This window comes from Paenibacillus allorhizoplanae (assembly GCF_927798215.1).
GTDB lineage: Bacteria > Bacillota > Bacilli > Paenibacillales > NBRC-103111 > Paenibacillus_E > Paenibacillus_E allorhizoplanae.
Window position 1 is genome coordinate 140,699 of sequence record NZ_CAKMMW010000010.1, and the last position, 18,663, is coordinate 159,361.

An 18,663-nucleotide genomic window follows, 5' to 3' on the forward strand; every position below is an offset into this window, starting at 1 on the left:
CTCATTTCTGAAAGGTGGTGGTTGGGGCGCATTCGTATAGGTTAAGACGATATCCTAGTTAAGTAATGCATTTAGATATGTTTCAAATACATTCAGTCAAGGGGGATTTTATTTCATGTTCAATACGAAGAAAACGTTTAATGTGCTGATTTCAGCGGTTCTCATGGGTTCAGTCATTGCTGGTTGTACGACCAAAGAAAATACAGCTTCCTCCAGTGATAAGCCAGCAGCTACAACCGATAACAAAGCAAATGATACGACACCGATAAAAATGACTTTTTTTGATAAAAATACGGGCGATGCGTTTACCAATGAAGTTGCTAAGGAAATTACGAAACGAACGGGAGTTACGATTGAAATTCAGCAGCCAACCGGTAACCCTTCGGAAAAGCTGAATCTGATGCTCGCCAGCAGCGATCTGCCGGATCTCGTTCTAATGGACCGTGGAGATATCGTTAGTAAGTACATCGCTGCAGGGGCCATTATTCCACTGGATGATCTCATTGCGAAATTCGGTCCTAACGTACAGAAAATGTATGGAGACACGTTAAAAAAGACGCGTTATACCGACGGTAAAAACTACTATCTTTCTAACTGGTACGGCCCAGAGAATGAGCCTGTATTCGGCATAAATATGCGAAAGGATTGGCTGAAACAGATTGCTCCTGACAAAGCTGAAGGCGGAAAGCCGTTCACGACAGATGAATTCGAAGCTCTGCTGAAGGATTTTAAAACAAAGCTTGGTAAAGTGGATGGCAAAGACGTATTCCCGATGAGCTTCAATGGTGAAAACATGGGCGCTGTGCTCGGAACGTTTAAAGGCATGTGGGGAATGAGAGTTTACTACGAAGATAATGGAACACTGAAATATGATGTGAAGGATCCGAAATATAAGGACATGCTGATGTACATCAATAAGTTGTACCGTGAAGGTTTAATTGATCCAGAATGGCCTGTCAACAAGAAGCAAACGTGGGAGCAAAAAATCTCGAAAGGGCTCGTATTCGCCTCGCCTGGCGCTTATTGGGATTTCGGCACGCCTAATGGTGTACTGAAGAAAGAAGGCGGAATTGAGAAGCAGGTTTATCCATATAAAATTGTCGGACCAGGTGTTGACCCTGCCAAAACGACCTTAGGGCCAAAAAGCTCGCTTGGTTGGGACGCCATTGCCATCACAAAGACGAATAAAAATCCGGAAAGAACGATGAAACTCATCGACTTCCTAGCTAGCGAAGAAGGGCAATACCTGCTGATGTGGGGAATAGAGGGAGTGCACTGGGATCAGAAGGACGGCAAACATACACCGCGCCCAGAAGTTCTTCAAGGTTTCAAAGACGATTGGGATAACTACGCCAAGAAAACAGGTATTCGCAAATGGACTTGGTTCGTGAAGAACGGTAAAGGTTCCGATGGTACGCCGTATGATTTGCCGGGCCGCTATCAACGTAACGAGATCGACCAGATGGCACTGAAGAACTTGTCCGATACCGTGTGGGAAACGTCTGCCTATGATAATCTCGGCCCTGCTGGCGGTACGCCAGATGCACTTGTCACTCAGAAGATTTCAGATATTATGAGTCAAACAATTACGAAAATCATTATTTCCAAAACGGAAGCGGATGCAGCTGCTCTGTTCGATAAAATGCTTGCCGATATGAAGGCAGCAGGCGATGAGAAAGTGGAGAAAATCATCAACGACAACTATAAGAAACGCATGGATCTTTGGAAGTAAGAGACGGATTAGGAAGCCGAGAGACTGCTCCGGCTTCCTTCTTCATTTAAATAGGCATGGAGGAGCGAATCATGATGATAGCCAGTACGATTATCTTTCAAGAGTTGAACGGGCAAGTAGTTGTAGAAAATGGGTTGTGCCGAATTGTTGTCGATTTGGCAAGCGGATTAACTGAATATGAATGGGATTCCGGGAGCCGCTTGAGCAGTGCCTACAGCGCAGCGCGGGTAGAAGGCAAATACGTTGCTTCGACCGATTATTCGGAGCACAAACTGGTCGGAACGCAAATGATCCAAGATGATTTCGGCACGGGCTGTTGCTTCGCTGTGATTCATTCCGCTGAGCGGCTTCCAGATATGAAGCAGATTTTTTGGCTCTATGAAAAAGCATCATATTTTTTCGTTCAAGTTGAGCTGGAAGGTACATCGGAAGTTTTGGAGACGAACTATATGTCACCACTGACGGTGAATCCAACTAAGGGATCATCAGCGATTTCGTTAGACATGGAGGAAAAGGAACTACGTGCGCTGTTGGTGCCTTTTGATAATGACAAGTGGGTGCGTTACGAATCAATCGCGATGCCGAATCAGTTAGAAAGTTACGAGATAACGGCTATCTTTGAACCTGTATCGAGAAATGGGTTTGTTGTTGGTTCTGTTACCCATGATACTTGGAAAACCGGTATCAAAGTAGTCGGATGTGAAGGAACCGCCATACACCATTTGGAGGTATATGGTGGAACAGCAGGTGAGTACACACGCGATTCCATGCTTCACGGAACACTAATTGGCAAAACAATTGCTTCACCGCGGATCTTTGTGGGCATGTTTGCGGATTACAGGACCGGACTGGAGGAATACGGAAAGGCCAATGCCGTGATAGCCCCACCTCTTCAATGGAACCATGGCGTTCCGTTCGGATGGAATAGCTGGTCGGCGGCAGGGGGAGAACTCGACTATGAACTTTACACCCATACGTCGGACTTTTTAAAGAGTTTGCACGATGGCGGGTTTCATAATCAGGGGACTGTCTATATAAACTTCGATTCCTTCTGGACGAACTTATCCCAGGAGCAGCTCGAGGACGCTGTGTGTCATGTTCGAAACAATGGTCAAAAACCAGGCATATATTGGACTCCTTTTGCATTCTGGGGGAAAGATTTCGATCGAGTTGTGGAAGGAACTGATGGCAAATATACCTACCAAGATCTTCTGTTAAGAGATGATCAGGGGCAAATTTTACCTGAGTTGGACGGAGGGCTTGCGATTGATCCTTCCCACCCTGGCAATCTAATGCGAACGGAGTGGTATCTTGAAAGGTTTGTAAGATGGGGCTTCGCGTATATTAAACTCGACTTCCTTGGTCACGGTGCATTAGAAGGCATACACTTCGATAAAGAAATCCGCACAGGACTTCAAGCGTATAACCTTGGCATGGCCTTGATCAAGACTAGGCTTGATCCCATGGTAATTGGGCGCCCATTCTTTATCAATTTGTCGATTGCACCGATGTTCCCACATCAATATGCTCATAGTAGACGCATTTCATGTGATGCTTTCGGTACTCTCGAGGATACGGAGTATATGTTGAACTCACTCACATATGGTTGGTGGATGAATGGGACCCTCTTCCCTTACAATGATCCGGACCATACCGTATTATATAAGAGCTTCAATCAAGAACCTACAATGATACAGGAAGGTAGGAGTCGTCTGAATGCTTCTCTAATAGCTGGGACGGTTCTCCTCATGGGGGATGATTTCCGAAATGAGGAAGCAAGAACTAGGGCAGAGGACTGGTTGAGTCGACCTGAGCTACTACAAATTGCAGAGACAGGAAAAACTTTTGTTCCGGTTGAGGGAAATACAGATGCTGCTTCTGATCATGTGTTTTTCAAAATGGCGGATAACCACTGTTTGATAGCCGTGTTTAACTTTAATAAAGAGGCAATGGTTGAGAAACAAATATCCATTGAACGTTTGGGTTTGCCCAAAAATGCGACGTATTGGCTGCATGATCTTTGGGAGAAAACTATCCTTCAGTCAACAGGAGATATAAGCGTTCAATTGGAACCGGCAGAGTCAAAGATTTTTAAGTTGGTCCTGTAGAAGTAATATAAACAACTGACGCCACCGAATTCCTCCGATGACGTCAGTTGGTAGGTATAGCTGTTTACTTTTTTATCTCCGTCTCCGTTTTCTCAAAACCGATATAGTTGCCGTAAAGTTCTTCTAACGCAACACCCACATGTTTGTGAGACTTTTGACCTTTCAACTCTGATTTTGCACCGTCTCGTAGAGATCTTGCTCTCATGGACGAAGCAACAACTAGCGAATACTTGCTACCAATTTCAAGTAGTTTATCAATTGAAGGATATAACATGCCATTTACCTCATCCATTGTCTGATTTTTTTGCTGGACTATGACGGAATTAAATATACTCCGTCATTCCGTTTTCTTTCAGCAAGTCTACGATATCTTTGACAGATTGTGCTTTGTCTTTTGGACATATTAACAGTGCATCCCCAGTATCGGCAATAATGAAGCCGTCTATGCCAATTGTCGTGATTAGTCTTCCATTTCCGTATATGATTGAATTTCGTGTATCTATCCCCATATGGTTAGCTTTAATAATGTTTCCCGATAGATCTGGAGGGAAGATCGAACCGAGTGCATCCCAACTGCCGATATCATTCCAGCCAAATTGTCCAGAAAGAACAACGACTTCGTCGGAGCGCTCAAGGATCCCGTAATCAATCGAAATATTTTGAAGTGTTGGATAGATGTTATTAATGATTTCATCTGCTTGATTCGTGCCTAGATAATCGCTGATTGGAAGCATTGTCTTATAAAGCCGAGGCAGGTAACGTTTGAAATTATCTATAATGACGGAAGTTTTCCAAATGAAAATACCGCTATTCCATAAATAATTACCGGATGACAGATAGCCCTGGGCTTTCTGGAAGTTCGGTTTTTCCACAAATTCAGATACTTCGTATACAGCCACAGGATTTGAACTAATAGGTTCTTTATCAAAGGCGATATAACCGTACCCGGTCGATGGAAATGTAGGCTTAATTCCGATAGTAACGATTTTATCTGTCTCCATTGCGACCGTACAGGCTTCGTCTAACGTAAGCCGAAATTGTTCTTCATCGGTTATATAATGATCGGAAGGCAATACGACCATTAAGGAGTCTCCGTGTGATTTTTCTATAGATAATGCCGCGAAAAGTATGCTTGCAGCCGTGTTTCTGGCAACGGGCTCGATCAAAATATTGCTTTTCGAAACACTGCTATGCATGATGCTCTCCATCAAAACCGCTTGAGAACGATTCGTAACAATAACGGTATTTTCCTGAGGGATAATGCCTTTGAATCGTTCGATCGTATCGTTGAGCATAATATCATTGCCGCTAATATTTAGAAGCTGCTTTGGAATCTCTTGTCTAGACAGCGGCCAGAAGCGGGTTCCGCCCCCTCCTGCAAGGATGGTAGCAAATTTATTCATGATGCATCACCAAATGGGCAATGGAGAAGGAAATGATGCTCTCAGAGCCTTGATTAAGGTTCAGTCCAGTGGCATGAATGCCATCATAACAAGCTCCTGTTTGAGGATCTATGAGAGAGGTTTGTAATGAATTATGGCCTACATACCACTCATAGCATAAGGCAGCTATCTTCAGATAAGCTGGGTCTTGGAGCACGATCGCGGCTTCTTTGCACGTAAGAAGCATTTCACAGGCTTCAATGGGCTGTTCATCGTAGAGGGCAGCTTTTTCATCACGCAACTGCCAGCCATGGCTGCCAATCGGTTTATAATATCCTTCTTTAGCAAAGGTTTTGGATACTAGAAAATCCAGACTTTCTTTAGCGGTTTCCTTGAAACCAATGTTATTGGAGATATGTGATGCTTTTAAAAGTGCCCATGGGAGCATGGAGTTTCCGTAGGTAAGGCTGTCTTCAAACCAATTCCAACCGTTTCCCTTATTACGTACATATTGATTGTGCAGTCGGGCCGCTATTTTTTCGATCAAATTGATAATGAATGCTCTTGGTAGAAAGGCCTTTTCTTCTGCGGTATTTGGCGTGTGGAGATAGGGGAAGGAGTAAGTTAAAGCATTAGGGGTTTCTATTAAATAACTTAGACCGATTATCGCATAGGCTCCCGCACGAGGAGATCCTAGGTTTTCGATATGTGGTAATGCCTGATTGATTAAATAACGACACGTATTAAGTACATTATCGGGCAGCAAGGAGGAATGGGTGAGCGCGAATCCTAATGCCCATAGTGTGCGTCCCTGACAATCCTCGGAGCCACTTTCCTCGATGAATGAGCGGTTATAATTCATGAAGTTTCTAAAATTACCATCTGTATTCTGTGCATGGTGAATGAAGGAAACGTAAGTATGAATGAGGTCTAACGTACTGGCATCTTTTTGGCTGCTATACAATAAAACGGCTGCGATTAATGCCCGTGCGTTATCGTCGGTCGTATAACCTTTGGAACGGTCGGGTACGCCAAACTTGGTATGTTGAAAAATGCCCGTATCGTCTGTTATCCTTCGCAGGTAATCAGCCTTAAACTGCAGTATCGTTTGTACTTGCATTAAATCACTCCTAAGTGTTTCACTTTAGTTGATTTTGAATCAATTATTTTTTCTTGGAAGATGGCGGCATAGGTTTTGGCAATTTCGTTCCACAGCATGGTTCTTCCGAGTTCAAGTGTACGATTCTCCATTTCAGCTATTTTTGAAGGGTCATTCAATAATTGAAGGATGCAAGCTTCCAAAGAGGCCGAATCGCGAAAGTTTGCCAATAAGCCCCTGCCATCTGCCAGCATTTCTTCGGCGTATCGATACGGTGTGGAGACAATAACCCGGCCATAGCCAACTCCGTATGCTAAGGTACCGCTAACAGCTTGATCCTTGCCTAAATAAGGAGTCATATAAATGTCTGACATGACCAGTGAATGAATGACTTCATCCTGCGTTAGAAGCCTATCGACGAAGTGAACGTTTCGTGTTAAATCATATTCTTCCACAAGATCCACCAGCTTTTGTCTGTACACTTCGCCTGTTTCTTGTTTAACGACCGGATGTGTTTTCCCCCAAACCATATAGAGTGAATCGGGATGCTGTTTGACCACTCCTCGCATGGCTTCTATGCTGTACTCAATTCCCTTACCAGGGCTTAAAAATCCAAAGGTAGATAAAATTTTCCGACCTGCAAAGCCGTATTGCTCTTTAAGCTCTGATCTTGATCCGGTTTGGACATGGGGGACGCCATGGTGAATGAATGCGATTTTGGAGGCATCAACGCCATAAATAGAGATCAAATCCGTTACTGTAGATTGCGCCATCGTGACAACTGTAACACTTAGCTCTGCAACTCGATTCATGATGTGACGCTGTTTGGCAGAAGGTTTCGTTAACACGGTATGAAAAATGACAACAAACGGTATAGTCAGTCTCTCGACGAATGGAATCAAGTATTCACCGCTTTCTCCGCCGTATATACCGAATTCATGCTGGATAACGAGAAGATCAACGTCTGATGTGCTAAGATAATCGGCTGTCTCTATATAATCTGACAGCTTATGTTGGTCAATTTCCCTCGTCACTTGGTCTTCATAGTCGTAAGTTTCGTTGTTATTAATTGCAATAATACGAGGTTTGTTAAAGCCCTTGATGTGTTTTAGTTCATCTAATAGATCTTGTGTGAATGTTGCTATGCCGCATTCTCTCGGTAGGCTAGTACCTAGAAAAACGATATTCCGATTGCTGCTTGTAAACTTCATATAAGGAGCCTCCATGTTGAATCACGATTTTTGGAACACAAAAAAAAGAATCTAAAGATAGATCTTTAATTCTTTTTGGGAGAAGGAGTATGTTATTTTCAGAAAATTCAAAATTATTTCCTGTTCTCACTATAACATGACCATTTTTTCTTGTCAATTTATTGACTCTCCATGACATACCCTATATATTTATTGAGGGGGTGTATGTGTGTCAGTCATACGCAGTAAATTAAAAGAAGTCATGGAAAATCACGATCCTAAATTATCGATACGTAGGCTCGCTAAAGAGATTAACTACCACTTTGACTCCGTTCGTCGTATGTATAAGGATGAGATGGTACAGTATCCTAGGGATTTATTGCTAAAGCTTTGTCTGTATTTTAATGTCCAGCCTGGGCAGCTCATTGGCATCGAAATGGATGAGGAAAGTGATTGGACGATAGATGCATCGATGGATTATCAGGAGGACGTCAATGACAAGGAAATCGATTAAAACGGAGAACTGTAAACAGCTTCTGGAAACGTTTTATGCAAGCCCCCGAGAAACAAAAGTACAGAAACTAGTATTCTCAGGGGTTGGAAATCGCGATGTATACAATATAACGGCCCCGTTTCAGTATGACGGGGAGGAAGTCATTTTAGGAAGAGTTGAGGAACGGGATAGCGAGTTCTCTCAAGTCTTCTTTTTTACATGCAAGAATCAGGTTTGGAGCCCCCGCATACATACACACACTTATAACTTACAGGATCCATGCATGACCATCATCAAAGGTGAACTAATCGTTGGCGGAGTTGAAGTCATTACAGCTGTCGATAATCCAAGTAAGATTGTGTCGTGGGTTACTCAATTTTATCGCGGATATCAAATAGATACATTATGTCACTTCTCATCTGGACCCGGTACGATGAAGGATATTCGACTCATTGAGCTTAAGGGCGGTAGAGTAGGTGTATTTACTAGACCGCAAGGAGAAAGAGGCGGAAGAGGGCAAATTGGATTTACAATCATCAACTCGCTGGAGGAGCTCAATGAGCAAACCTTCATCCATGCAGAAATTCTTAAAGAGCAATTCGTCTCCGAAGAATGGGGAGGTGCGAACGAAGCACATTTGCTGGGGAATGGTCATGTGGGTGTACTGGGACATGTTGCCTGCTTTGATACTGTTGGAAATAAGCATTATTATTCCATGGTATTTTCGATAAACCCTGAGACCTGTGAGAAAACACCCATGAAAATTATAGCGACAAGAAGTGATTTTCCAAGAGGACCTGGCAAACGGCCAGATTTAGAGGATGTCATTTTTAGCGGTGGGCTTATACGGTCTGGCAATGGCAGAGCAGTCCTTTCTGTTGGTGTTAGCGATGCAGAGGCTTATCAGATAGAGATCCCTGATCCATTTATGGAGTATGAATAGGAACGGGTGGGTTTTCATCAAAGTTTGACTAGATTTTATGGTCATGTTATAATCATTTTGACAAGAATTTATGGTCAAAGAGAGCGGGAAACAAACAAATGAGTAAATTTATTCAATTGAACAAGCGCACTGGTGAAACAAAGTCCCACATGAATCAAGCAAGAAAACAGGGACGCATCCCGGCTGTGTTGTATGGGATTGGTAAAGATACTTTGTCTGTAGAAGTAAATGAAAAAGAAATGCTGGATATTTTGAAGAAACATCCACGAGCTATCCTGCAAGGAAATACATCCGATGAGAAAGTTATTCCGATCATTGTTCAGAGTGTTCAAAAGGATGCGATGTCGGGCAATCTGCTGCATATTGACTTTCATCATGTGAACATGACTGAAATGATGGATAGCAAAGTTACTATCCAGTTTTCTGGAGAGGCAATCGGAGTTAAATCCGGTGGGGTTCTGCAGATCGAAATGTATGAAGTAGAAGTGCGTTGTATGCCTGGTGATTTGCCAACTTCCATGGAAGTGGATATCAGTGGCCTTGATACTGGCGACAAGCTTCTCGTTTCTGACCTGATCTTCAAGGATGGCATTGAAGTGTTGACGGATGCGAATACGGTTATGATTCAAATCAAAACCGTGCATGAAGAAGTCGAAGCAACAGCATAATAGAAATCATCCCCTTACCGCGGAGAGTATTTAAGTTCATGAAGAGCTTAGATACTTCCTGCTGTAAGGTTTTTTTGTTTTTTTACCTTGCGATGAAGAAGCTTGCGGAAATGTAGTTGAGTAAAATCTGAAAAACTTAATTTACATGGGTTTTAGTGGACATATCAAAATTAACATCTTCAATAAACTCAATAGTTTCCCCATTTGGACTGTGAATGATAGTGCATTTATTCCAATATTTCGGGATGAGCCCATTGAGTGGGAGTAAGCTTACCAGCGCTTGAGCCAGCATCGACAGTGATGGCTGAACCACTAATGTAACGAGCCAAATCCGAGGCTAAAAATAAGGCTAAATGTGCAACTTCCTTTGGATCACCTAGTCTTCCATTCGGAGATAGCAACTTTGCATACTGTTGAATAACTTCTTCGGGTGCATTTCCCCAAATTGAAGTCTTGATGGTCCCCGGACATATCGCATTGACTGTAATGTTGTATGGTGCATAATCGAGTGCAGCACTTTTTGTCAGACCTACAACGCCATGCTTGGCCGAAGTATAAATAGCCATGGAACTATTGCCTAATATACCAGCTAGAGATGCAACGTTGACTACGAATCCTGATGATGATTTCGACTTGAGGATCGCTTCGATTCCAAACTTCATTCCCAGGAAGACACCCTTTAGGTCAATAGATGTTAACCTATCAAACTCAGATATTGAATATTCATGAGTCGGCCTACTCTCGGCGCTAATTCCGGCGTTATTTACAATACCGTCTAGACGGCCATAGGTTTCAATAGCAAAGTCGACCATTGCTTTTACATCTTCCTCTTGGCTGACATCCGTTCGAAAGAAAGATGCCTCTCCACCTGTCGCTTTAATTTCTTCTACTACCTTAGAACCCTTTTCGGTATTAATATCAGATACAATGACCTTCATCCCATTTTCTGCATAGCACTTTGCAATTGCCTTACCAAGGCCATCTGAAGCGCCAGTAACAATGGCAACTTTGTTTTGTACACTAGTGAAGTCTGTCATGAATCAAATCCTCCTAAGATTCAAATAGATTTAGTAATTCGGGTTTCACAGTATAACTTTTCAGTTTAACTTTACGTCAATCATTGTCTTTTCACTAACGTTTTAACGACATCATAATGGTACTTAAACGACTATTATAATAAATGTTTTTCATTGATAGAGGCCTAGCATTAGGTCTTTTTTGTGTTTTTAGAAAGTCGTCAAAACGTTAGTGAAGAGTCGTTGGATTGTTAGTTGCCACTATAAGATCCTTATAAAATTAAGTTGTAGCAATTAATAGAGGTTGAGGAGGAGCAAACATGGCACGTTTTCCAGAAGGTTTTTTATGGGGGGCATCCACTGCAGCACATCAGGTGGAAGGCAATAATACGAATTCTGATTTTTGGCTGATGGAAAACTTGGAAGGATCGGTGTTCAAAGAACCATCAGGCAGCGCGGTAGATCACTATAACCGTTTTAAGAGCGATATTACTGAAATGGCTAGATTGGGATTGAATTCCTATAGATTCTCCATTGAATGGGCTCGAATCGAGCCAGAGGAGGGGCAATTCGAAGCTTCAGAAATTGAACATTATCGGGAAGTTCTACTTGCTTGTAAAGAAAATAAGATAACTCCGATTGTGACGCTCCACCATTTCAGCTCACCACAATGGCTCATTCGGCTTGGGGGTTGGGAGTCGGCGGATACCCCTGCCCGTTTTGCAAGATATTGTGCACATGTCATGCGTGAATTAGGCGAGTTGATCCCATACGTATGTACAATTAATGAGGCGAATATCTCCATCGGGATTAAGAAGATTATGAAGCGATACGCGCTCAAGTCTGGTTCGCCTGGTGCTCAAGTCGGCATGAATATGGAGAACATGGCGGAGAAAATGCAAAAATACTTTATGGGGCTAAGTAAAGCGTTTGGAGTCCCTCCTACCGAAGTTCACTCGTTTTTAGCTCCACGTTCGGAGGAAGGCTTGGCAGTTATTTTTCAAGCGCATGTGGAAGCAAGAGCAGCTATTCGGCAGATTAGTCCGCAAACCAAAGTAGGAGTTACCTTGTCACTCTACGACATCCAAAGTGTTCCTGGCGGTGAAGAAAATGCGAGAGATGCATGGCAAGAGGAATTTGTTCAATTTGTTCCATACCTGAATGAGGATGACTTTTTCGGGTTACAAAACTATACGCGTGCTGTGTATGGACCAGATGGCCTTCTCCCCGTGCCTGATGATGCAGAGACGACACAAATGGGGAACGAATTTTACCCGGAGGCACTGGGGGCAGTTGTCCGATATGTTAGCACGCATCTAAAAATGCCGATTATGATTACTGAAAATGGGATAGCAACGGATGATGATACCCGGCGTATTGCTTTCATTAATCAGGCCCTGAAAGGTGTTCAAGACTGTATTACGGACGGATTCCAAGTTTTGGGCTATATGCATTGGTCCTTGATGGATAATTTTGAGTGGCAGCTTGGGTTCTCCAAGACTTTCGGATTAATTGAAGTGGACCGTAACACGCAGGAGCGTACCACTAAGCCAAGTGGTATCCATCTTGGGGAAATTGCTAAAGAAAACGCGATCTAAAAAGAGGAAGAAGGGGAAATGGGTATGAAACTGCAAAATAAAGTAGCGATAGTAACAGGAGCCGCTTCAGGTGTTGGCAAAGCGATTGCAGAACTGTATGCAGGGGAGGGCGCCAAGGTCGTGGTGGCGGACATGAATGAAGAAGCCACCTTAGCAGTTGTTAACGCTATTAATCAAAAAGGTGGTATAGCTATAGGCGTTGTCGCTAACGTCATGAAGGAAAAGGATATCCAGGCGATGGTGGACAAAGCTGCTGAAGCATTTGGAAGCGTCGACATTCTCGTAAATAATGCAGGAATCATGGATGGCTTCAGATTAATCGAAACAATCGAAGACGATTTGTGGGACCGGGTAATAGGGATTAATTTGACAGGTCCAATGCGTGCCATTCGCAAAGCACTTCCGTTCATGTTGCAACAAGGAGAGGGCGTCATTGTAAATATTGCGTCCGCGGCTGGAATAACTGGGGGCAAAGGTGGAGTTGCCTATACTTCTTCCAAGCACGGTCTTGTGGGGCTTACCAAAAATGTTGGTTATATGTACGCGAAATCCGGCATTCGCTGTAACGCTATTGCACCAGGCGGTGTTCTAACCAGTATCATGGATTCCATGGGCAATATCGACATGGCAGCTTTAAAGGAGTTCCAAAATGGAGCGGGCACGCAACGGCGCGAACCAGTGAACCCGAGTGAAATTGCTACCGTTGCTCTTTTCCTTGCATCTGAGGATTCAAAGTTTGTGAATGGGACTGTCATCGCAGCTGATGGTGGTTGGACGTCGTATTAAACAAATGAATGGCTGAACGGGCTTTTCCCGATCAGTCTTTTTTTTCGAGGCAACGAAAGTCGTTAAAACGTTACTATGTTGTCGTTAGATTGTTAGATGGACGAGATCGTATCCCTTAAAATCAAGGTAAGACATTAGAGAAATAATAAACAGAAAGGAAGGGTTTCTAAGATGGAAAGAGCATCAGCAACTGTACTACGGGCGGGTATCCCGTATAAGAAAAAAGAAAACCGTTTCCGTAAATACCTGCCACTTCTAATTATGATGGCCCCTGGACTTCTGTACCTGTTGTTCAATAATTATATCCCGATGCTCGGGATCGTCATTGCTTTCAAAAAAATAAATTTTGCTAAGGGGATTTTAGAGAGTGACTGGATTGGATTTAAAAACTTTGAATATCTCTTTAAGACATCGGACGCTTATATTATTACCCGAAACACCATTCTTTACAATTTATTGTTTATAGTTGTTGGAACCTTTTTGTCTTTAGCCTGTGCAATCTTGTTGAATGAGATTAAAAACAAAGTATTGCTTAAGTTTTATCAAAGTGTGATCACTCTGCCGCATCTGATTTCCATGGTCATCGTCAGCTATTTGGTTTATGCCCTCTTAAGTGCAGATACGGGATTCATGAATCACACCGTACTTCCGTGGTTCGGAATAAAGGATGGCATTTCTTGGTACACCGAGGAAAAGTATTGGCCTTGGATTTTAACGTTGGTTCACTTCTGGAAAAGTGTTGGCTATTCGAGCATTGTTTTCTTTGCAGCATTGATGGGAATTGATGAAGAGTATTATGAAGCTGCTAGACTCGACGGTGCAAGCCGATTGCAGCAGATCCGACATATTACCTTGCCGATTCTAACACCGGTCATTATCATGCTGACGCTGCTCAGTATCGGAAGAATTTTTTACTCTGATTTTGGTTTGTTTTATCAGGTTCCAATGAATTCTGGAGCATTATTTAATACAACAGCCACGATTGATACGTATGTATTTAAAGGCTTAACGGGCAATGGGGATATTGGCTTGTCCACAGCAGCAGGGGTGTATCAATCTCTCGTTGGATTCTTACTTGTTATGCTTGCAAACTATATGGTGCGACTATACAGCAAAGATAGCGCATTGTTCTAAGTGAATGCTTCCGAAGCGAGTTTTCTGCTCGTCAAGATGCATATTCAGGAAGTATCGCAGAAAACTTTAAGGAGGTAGACACCATGAGAAAAGAGAATAGAGGTTTGACATGGTTCAGCCATATCACAATGTTCTTGTTCACCGTCATTTGTATTCTCCCATTCATACTGCTCATTTCCGCTTCGTTAACGGATCAGAATGATATCATCGCGTATGGTTATTCGTTCATCCCTCATACGTTTAGTACGGCTGCGTATGAATATTTATTCGATAGAGGGGGAGAGATCGCCCGGGCTTACGGAGTGACAATCTTTGTTACGGTAGTAGGAACTGTTTTAGGAGTATCCATGACGGCACTTTTGGCTTATCCGTTATCCAGAAGTGTTACACCGTATCGCAATTTGATTATGTTTATCGTCTTCTTTACCATGTTGTTTCATGGAGGACTGGTTCCCTCCTACTTGGTGTATACACAGATCTTTCATATTAAAAATACGATCTGGGCACTGATTGTACCGGGGCTCCTGATGAACGGATTTTACGTGATGTTGATGAGAACCTTCTTCCAGACGACGATTCCTAGTGCTTTGATCGAATCTGCACAAATAGACGGAGCCGGCGAATATAGGACCTTATGGTCCATCGTGCTTCCACTCTCTGGTCCTATATTAGCAACGATCGGGCTCTTTGAATGTATCATGTACTGGAATGATTGGCAGCTAGGCATGATCTACATTACCAATCCTAATCTGTACAGTGTACAAAATTTGCTGAATCGAATCATGCAGGATATCCAATTCATAAGCACGAATATGACGAATAATGCAAGTGATGCTATGCAACAAATGCCTACGGATGCTGTGAAAATGGCCATTGCCGTCATTGGGGTCCTCCCAATTTTGGTGGCGTACCCATTCTTCCAAAAATATTTTATCAAAGGAATTATGATTGGTGCTGTAAAAGGATAAGGTACCGGATGATTCTCCTATATGCGATGGCGCCACAACTGACTTATTATGGTTGTGGCGTTGCCAGTTCTTATAAGAGTATGATAGATCTGAAATTTAAATTTAAGTAACAAAAGGAGCCAAAACGACATGAATACACCCGCATGGTACTGGAGACGAGCCTCATTGAGAGTTAAGTTAATCGTCAGCGTGTTCATAATGACGATGCCGCTGGTGGGGATGCTCTTATACAACAACTACTATGCTATTCATGTCGTTAGGGGGCAGGTTGCGGATTCTTATAAGAATACGTTAAACCTGTATACGGACCAGAGTGATTCTCAATTAGACGACATCGATTCGTATATGCGTACGGTTGCCGGTACAGGCTACGATTTGTTATCGCTTAGCCAGGAGGAAGCTGATGGAGAGTATTACAGTGCCAAAATATATTTGTTTAACAAGTTAAGTAAGGATATTAACTTATACGATCCGATTACTTCATTCTTTGCCTATACAGATCATCGGCAAGATTTCTTAACTGTTTCTAAGAAGAATGCTTCAGACATTAAGGGAAATGACATTATTGAAAAATATTTAATTGAATATATTCGTTCAGAGTTGTTTTCAAAGGGTGGATCTTCTTACGTTTGGAAATACGTGCAAATTGACCAAGTTAATTACCTTGTTGATATTGTGCGTGCTGGGGACACCTACCTTGGCGCATTGATTAATACGGAGGAAATGGTAACCCCCCTTCGTTCGCTTCAAATTGGAGAAGAGGGAGAGGTTTTATTAGCCAATACGCAAGGAGAACCTATTTCCAATTCAAAACTAGTAAGTGAATATGGGATTGAACTTCAACAGAAGGTAAATGAATATTATATTTCAGGCACGAAAAAGAAATTTCTTGTGGTTGGGGCTCTGTCAAATCGAGGAGATTTCAGTTTAAATGTATTGATACCCGATCATTATATTTTAGCTAAGCTTCCTTATCTGCAGTCCATTGTTTGGTTTATCACGATTGCTGCATTTCTTTTTATCCCTATAGGTCTTTATGCCATGAGACAATCTGTTTTAGTGCCACTTTATCGATTACTGCGCACAATGAAGAAAGTTCGAGAAGGAGACTGGAGCAGTAGGGTAGAGCTTAGCAATACTTCGGGAGAATTTCAACTAATGGGCGGGGCGTTTAATGCCATGATGTCTGAGGTTGAACGGCTCCGAGTTAACGTCTATGAGGAGCAGTTGAATAAGCAAAAGGAGGAGTTACAGCGGCTTCAGCTGCAAGTTAATCCTCATTTCTTTTTGAATACACTCAATATTATTTATAATCTTGCTAAGATTAAGAATTATGATTTGATCTTAGATATGACGATGTCCTTGATCGAATATTTCCGATTTATGTTCCGGAGTAATACGTCTTTCGTACCGCTTAAAGATGAGCTTGAACATACGCGAAATTATTTAAAGATCCAGAACTTACGTTTTCCGGAAAAATTGAAGTGGACAATCCACTCGCCGGAATACTTATTAGATGTCCCGATCCCACCACTCGTCATTCAATCCTTCGTAGAGAATTCAATTAAGCATGCCGTTACGTTGGATGAGCCGCTCATTATTGAGGTTCAGATTGAATTTCTGATTGAAGAGCATGGCTCCAGAATGAAAATAAGCATAAGAGATACAGGACCAGGATTTAAGAGCGACATACTTGAAAAACTACAGGCAGGCAGAAGTGTGGAAAATGAACGGGGGGAGCATACTGGGATTTGGAATGTGGAACGGCGATTACGACTCTTGTACGGTGAAGTCGCATCTATCGTTTATGATAACGATCAAGATACCTTTGGAGCAAGAGTAGAAATGATTATCCCTACAAACCCAGGATTGGAGGAAACCAGATGAATGTTCATCTTCTCATTGTAGACGACGAGGTTCTGGCCATTGAAGGGGTCAAATCTGACCTTGATCTAAATAAATTAGGCATCAGCAGATTGCACACAGCTATTAATGTCAGACAAGCCAAAGAAATATTTGTAAGGGAAAGAATCGATATCTTGCTGTGTGATATCGAAATGCCCCAAGGAAGCGGGTTTGATTTGTTGACTTGGGTGAGAGAGCATCATCCGAATACAGCGACGATCTTCTTCACAAGTCATGCTGATTTTAAGTATGCAAAAGAAGCACTTCAGCTTGGTAGTGTTGATTATTTACTTAAGCCTGTACGTGCAGCTGACTTGGAAAATGCCATTCGAAAAGCGCAGGACATCATAAATCGAAACAGTGAGTTCAATAGAAACAGTCAATCCCATCAACTATGGCTCAAGCACCATTCCTTTATTATTGAAAGGTTCTGGGTGGACTTAATCAACCATTCAATACCTAGCCAGCCCTCCGCGATACGAGATCAAGTGGAATTGCATCACATTCCTATAACGGAAGAATCGGTCTTTCTCCCTATTCTCATTTCGGTTCAAAAGTGGAAAAAAGAGTTGAATCGAAGAGATGAGAAGATTCTAGCGTATGCCCTTAAAAATTCAGCCGAAGAAATGATCATTGGTGAAGGTTCAAATGGCATATGTTTTCATTTGGATCGAGGAATGCTCTTGTTGATTATGGTCGCAAATAGGGGGACGAAATGGGAATACGAATATCTATATCGAGCTTGTGAACAATATATCGATTCGTGTAACGAATATTTTTATAGTGATCTCTCTTGTTATTTTGGAAACGCCGTAGAAGCTTATGAAATGGCCGGAATGGTAGCAGAGTTAAGGAGACAAGATCGGAATAATGTTGCCTTCGTAAACCAAGTCTATCTTCAGCCTGATAACGGCACCTCTATGCCTCAGGCAAAGCTGCCAGCACTCAGCATAGTCGCCTCACTTATGAAAACAGCGACGAAGGGCGCAGTCGTTCATGAAGTGGAAACGCTTTTGGACAGTCTTGTCAAAAACCAAGGAATGAATGCTGATATTTTACACCAATTCAATCAAAATTTTACCCAAGTTGTATATTCCTTTTTGAACTTGAAAGGGATTGAAGCCAATCAATTATTTGGTGATGAAGAATCAAGACAAATCTCGGAATCTGCGGGGCGGTCCATCATGGATATGCTCATCTGGGCTCGTCATGCTGTTAACAAAGCAATGATCCATGCAGAAGCGATCAAAGAGACAGAGAAAATAGTTCAGATCGTTAAAACATATATCTCGCATAACCTGGATCAAGATATGACCCGTGAAATGATCGCAGACCAAGTCTTTTTACATCCCGATTATTTAACGAGAATTTTTAAAAAAGAGACGGGGTACGTTTTATCAGATTATATTGTGATTGAAAAAGTCAAAGTGGCCAAAGAGTTGTTGTCACATACAGAACGCCCTGTAAGCTCAATTGCGTCGATGCTGGGATACACGAATTTTTCCTATTTTACCAAACTATTTAAGAAGCACGTTGGCTTAGGGCCAATGGAATATCGAAGTCAAAATAACAAAGATCAATAAGTCGTGAAAACGCTATTATGATGTCGGTAGAGTGTTAGTCGCCCACTTCATTGAAGGA

16 protein-coding genes are annotated in these 18,663 nt (G+C 42.3%); 11 read left to right on the forward strand and 5 right to left on the reverse strand.

Annotated elements, in window-relative coordinates:
* Positions 1-115 precede the first annotated feature (115 nt).
* Together L6I86_RS18025 and L6I86_RS18030 are read left to right on the forward strand one after the other, a co-directional pair.
* On the forward strand, positions 116-1,732 hold the full coding sequence (locus L6I86_RS18025; RefSeq protein WP_236289275.1) for an extracellular solute-binding protein: 1,617 nt from the start codon (positions 116-118) through the stop codon (positions 1,730-1,732).
* Between the two features lie 71 nt (positions 1,733-1,803).
* Positions 1,804-3,840: an alpha-galactosidase gene (locus L6I86_RS18030; RefSeq protein WP_236289277.1), complete on the forward strand. Its 2,037-nt coding sequence runs from the start codon at positions 1,804-1,806 to the stop codon at positions 3,838-3,840.
* Between the two features lie 64 nt (positions 3,841-3,904).
* Here the strand turns inward: L6I86_RS18030 and rpoZ are convergent, their stop codons facing one another.
* The 4 genes from rpoZ to L6I86_RS18050 are packed head-to-tail and all read right to left on the reverse strand — an operon-like array spanning position 3,905 to position 7,532.
* A complete protein-coding gene (rpoZ, locus tag L6I86_RS18035) occupies positions 3,905-4,114 on the reverse strand; it encodes a DNA-directed RNA polymerase subunit omega (protein ID WP_236289279.1) in 210 nt (69 codons plus the stop codon).
* Positions 4,115-4,163: 49 nt separating this feature from the next.
* Positions 4,164-5,243 carry a mannose-1-phosphate guanylyltransferase gene (locus L6I86_RS18040; RefSeq protein ID WP_236289281.1) on the reverse strand — a complete coding sequence of 360 codons (1,080 nt, stop codon included), beginning with the start codon at positions 5,241-5,243 and terminating at the stop codon, positions 4,164-4,166.
* Complete coding sequence (locus L6I86_RS18045; protein ID WP_236289283.1) at positions 5,236-6,342, reverse strand: glycosyltransferase; 1,107 nt, start codon at positions 6,340-6,342, stop codon at positions 5,236-5,238. Before L6I86_RS18045 ends, L6I86_RS18040 begins: the two co-directional genes overlap by 8 nt.
* On the reverse strand, positions 6,342-7,532 hold the full coding sequence (locus L6I86_RS18050) for a glycosyltransferase family 4 protein (protein ID WP_236289285.1): 1,191 nt from the start codon (positions 7,530-7,532) through the stop codon (positions 6,342-6,344). Before L6I86_RS18050 ends, L6I86_RS18045 begins: the two co-directional genes overlap by 1 nt.
* Before the next feature lie 208 nt (positions 7,533-7,740).
* On the opposite strand from L6I86_RS18050, the gene L6I86_RS18055 reads away from it, so the two are divergent.
* From L6I86_RS18055 to L6I86_RS18065, 3 genes are all read left to right on the forward strand, one after another.
* Positions 7,741-8,025 carry a helix-turn-helix domain-containing protein gene (locus L6I86_RS18055; protein WP_235550500.1) on the forward strand — a complete coding sequence of 95 codons (285 nt, stop codon included), beginning with the start codon at positions 7,741-7,743 and terminating at the stop codon, positions 8,023-8,025.
* Complete coding sequence (locus L6I86_RS18060; protein ID WP_236289287.1) at positions 8,006-8,947, forward strand: DUF1861 family protein; 942 nt, start codon at positions 8,006-8,008, stop codon at positions 8,945-8,947. The genes L6I86_RS18055 and L6I86_RS18060 overlap by 20 nt, the downstream gene beginning before the upstream one ends.
* A gap of 98 nt (positions 8,948-9,045) precedes the next feature.
* The gene (locus L6I86_RS18065; protein ID WP_236289290.1) at positions 9,046-9,615 is read left to right on the forward strand and encodes a 50S ribosomal protein L25; all 570 of its coding nucleotides are present in this window, start codon (positions 9,046-9,048) and stop codon (positions 9,613-9,615) included.
* Between the two features lie 227 nt (positions 9,616-9,842).
* On the opposite strand, the gene L6I86_RS18070 is transcribed toward L6I86_RS18065, so the two are convergent.
* The gene (locus tag L6I86_RS18070) at positions 9,843-10,652 is read right to left on the reverse strand and encodes an SDR family NAD(P)-dependent oxidoreductase (RefSeq protein ID WP_236289292.1); all 810 of its coding nucleotides are present in this window, start codon (positions 10,650-10,652) and stop codon (positions 9,843-9,845) included.
* A 299-nt stretch (positions 10,653-10,951) separates the two neighbouring features.
* Here L6I86_RS18070 and L6I86_RS18075 point away from each other — a divergent pair, with 299 nt between their 5' ends.
* From L6I86_RS18075 to L6I86_RS18100, 6 genes are all read left to right on the forward strand, one after another.
* Positions 10,952-12,229, forward strand: a complete 1,278-nt coding sequence (locus tag L6I86_RS18075) for a glycoside hydrolase family 1 protein (protein WP_236289294.1) — start codon at positions 10,952-10,954, stop codon at positions 12,227-12,229.
* A 24-nt stretch (positions 12,230-12,253) separates the two neighbouring features.
* Positions 12,254-13,015, forward strand: a complete 762-nt coding sequence (locus L6I86_RS18080) for a glucose 1-dehydrogenase (protein ID WP_236289296.1) — start codon at positions 12,254-12,256, stop codon at positions 13,013-13,015.
* Between the two features lie 171 nt (positions 13,016-13,186).
* Positions 13,187-14,149: an ABC transporter permease gene (locus L6I86_RS18085; protein WP_236289298.1), complete on the forward strand. Its 963-nt coding sequence runs from the start codon at positions 13,187-13,189 to the stop codon at positions 14,147-14,149.
* Positions 14,150-14,232: 83 nt separating this feature from the next.
* Entirely contained in the window at positions 14,233-15,117 is an 885-nt protein-coding gene (locus L6I86_RS18090; protein WP_236289300.1) for a carbohydrate ABC transporter permease, read from the forward strand.
* A 129-nt stretch (positions 15,118-15,246) separates the two neighbouring features.
* On the forward strand, positions 15,247-17,004 hold the full coding sequence (locus L6I86_RS18095; RefSeq protein ID WP_236289301.1) for a sensor histidine kinase: 1,758 nt from the start codon (positions 15,247-15,249) through the stop codon (positions 17,002-17,004).
* Complete coding sequence (locus tag L6I86_RS18100) at positions 17,001-18,605, forward strand: response regulator transcription factor (RefSeq protein WP_236289303.1); 1,605 nt, start codon at positions 17,001-17,003, stop codon at positions 18,603-18,605. Before L6I86_RS18095 ends, L6I86_RS18100 begins: the two co-directional genes overlap by 4 nt.
* The last annotated feature ends 58 nt before the right edge of the window (positions 18,606-18,663 follow it).

What these genes read in the sequence shown, in the direction of transcription:
- L6I86_RS18100 (WP_236289303.1), top strand. Translation starts at nt 17,001, where the DNA reads ATGAATGTTCATCTTCTCATTGTAGACGACGAGGTTCTGGCCATTGAA.
- L6I86_RS18075 (WP_236289294.1), top strand. Translation starts at nt 10,952, where the DNA reads ATGGCACGTTTTCCAGAAGGTTTTTTATGGGGGGCATCCACTGCAGCA.
- L6I86_RS18025 (WP_236289275.1), top strand. Translation starts at nt 116, where the DNA reads ATGTTCAATACGAAGAAAACGTTTAATGTGCTGATTTCAGCGGTTCTC.
- L6I86_RS18080 (WP_236289296.1), top strand. Translation starts at nt 12,254, where the DNA reads ATGAAACTGCAAAATAAAGTAGCGATAGTAACAGGAGCCGCTTCAGGT.
- L6I86_RS18095 (WP_236289301.1), top strand. Translation starts at nt 15,247, where the DNA reads ATGAATACACCCGCATGGTACTGGAGACGAGCCTCATTGAGAGTTAAG.
- L6I86_RS18030 (WP_236289277.1), top strand. Translation starts at nt 1,804, where the DNA reads ATGATGATAGCCAGTACGATTATCTTTCAAGAGTTGAACGGGCAAGTA.
- L6I86_RS18065 (WP_236289290.1), top strand. Translation starts at nt 9,046, where the DNA reads ATGAGTAAATTTATTCAATTGAACAAGCGCACTGGTGAAACAAAGTCC.
- L6I86_RS18045 (WP_236289283.1), bottom strand. Translation starts at nt 6,342, where the DNA reads ATGCAAGTACAAACGATACTGCAGTTTAAGGCTGATTACCTGCGAAGG.
- L6I86_RS18050 (WP_236289285.1), bottom strand. Translation starts at nt 7,532, where the DNA reads ATGAAGTTTACAAGCAGCAATCGGAATATCGTTTTTCTAGGTACTAGC.
- L6I86_RS18085 (WP_236289298.1), top strand. Translation starts at nt 13,187, where the DNA reads ATGGAAAGAGCATCAGCAACTGTACTACGGGCGGGTATCCCGTATAAG.
- L6I86_RS18090 (WP_236289300.1), top strand. Translation starts at nt 14,233, where the DNA reads ATGAGAAAAGAGAATAGAGGTTTGACATGGTTCAGCCATATCACAATG.
- L6I86_RS18060 (WP_236289287.1), top strand. Translation starts at nt 8,006, where the DNA reads ATGACAAGGAAATCGATTAAAACGGAGAACTGTAAACAGCTTCTGGAA.
- rpoZ (WP_236289279.1), bottom strand. Translation starts at nt 4,114, where the DNA reads ATGTTATATCCTTCAATTGATAAACTACTTGAAATTGGTAGCAAGTAT.
- L6I86_RS18040 (WP_236289281.1), bottom strand. Translation starts at nt 5,243, where the DNA reads ATGAATAAATTTGCTACCATCCTTGCAGGAGGGGGCGGAACCCGCTTC.
- L6I86_RS18070 (WP_236289292.1), bottom strand. Translation starts at nt 10,652, where the DNA reads ATGACAGACTTCACTAGTGTACAAAACAAAGTTGCCATTGTTACTGGC.